Genomic DNA, 1,059 nt, shown 5'->3' with positions numbered 1-1,059 from the left:
TCGAGCCTTTCCGCCGCAACGGGTTTGAGTACGTAGTCCAGCGCACCGACGCCGTACGCTGAGACGGCGTGCTCCTCGAACGCGGTCACGAACACCAGCTCCGGCGGGTCGGTCATCCGCGCGAGGAGCCCGGCCAGCTCGAGCCCGTCCATCCCCGGCATCGCGATGTCGAGGAACACGGCGTCGAACCGGGTGTCCTTGAGCAGCTTCAACGCGGACAGCGCGTCGGCGGCGGGCACCACCTCGCGCACGCACGAGGAGGCCGCCAGCAGCCGGGTCAGCTCGGCCAGGGCCGGGGCGACGTCGTCGACGGCGAGGACACGGAGCCGGTCGGGCATCAGGCCACCACCCCCGGCTGGAACCGCGGCACCCGCATCACCACGCGCATCCCCGCCCCGACCGCCGTCTCGATGACCAGGCCGTACTGCGGCCCGTAGACCGCACGCAGCCGCCGGTCGACGTTCGTGAGCGCCAGCCCGCCGCCGTCGGCCGCCCCGGCCAGCACCGCACGGGCGAGCTCGGGATCCATCCCCGGGCCGTCGTCCTCGATCGAGATCACGCACTCCGAACCCTGCGCCTCGCCGCTGACCTGCACCGATCCTCCCTCACCGCGCTTCTCGACGCCGTGTTGCACCGCGTTCTCCACCAACGGTTGCAGCGCGAGGAAGGGCAGCGCCACCGGGAGCACCTCCGGCGCGATCCGGACCTGCACCCGCAGCCGGTCGCCGAGCACCGCGCGGGCCAGCGCCAGGTAGGCCTCGACGGCCCGGAACTCGCCCGCGACCGTCGTGTAGTCGCCGCGGCGGGCCACCGAGTGCCGGATGTACTCGGCGAAGTCGAGGATCAGGTCCCGCGCCCGGTCCGGGTCGGAGTCGACGAACGAGCCGATCGTGGTCAACGCGTTGTAGACGAAGTGCGGCGAGATCTCCGCCCGCAGGGCCCGCAGCTCCGCGCGCTCCGCCGCCTCCGCCGAGGCCTCCAGCCGCCCGCGTTCGAGCGCCTCCGCGACCCAGTCCGCGCCCCGCCGCGCGGCGCCGCGCCCGCCGTCGCCCACCACGA

2 protein-coding genes are annotated in these 1,059 nt (G+C 73.9%); both read right to left on the bottom strand.

The window, feature by feature from the left end; genetic code table 11:
- Positions 1–338, bottom strand: a 338-nt coding sequence (locus tag H5J29_RS33935) for a LytR/AlgR family response regulator transcription factor (protein ID WP_181784943.1), incomplete at its 3' end; no start/stop codon positions are given.
- A partial coding sequence (locus tag H5J29_RS33930) for a sensor histidine kinase (RefSeq protein ID WP_181784942.1) occupies positions 338–1,059 on the bottom strand: 722 nt, incomplete at its 5' end. The genes H5J29_RS33935 and H5J29_RS33930, both read right to left, overlap by 1 nt.

The sequence above is a fragment of the Pseudonocardia pini genome (genome assembly GCF_013870575.1).
In the GTDB taxonomy this organism is placed as follows: Bacteria; Actinomycetota; Actinomycetes; order Mycobacteriales; family Pseudonocardiaceae; genus Pseudonocardia; species Pseudonocardia pini.
This window is presented reverse-complemented; position numbering and strand designations above follow the sequence as displayed.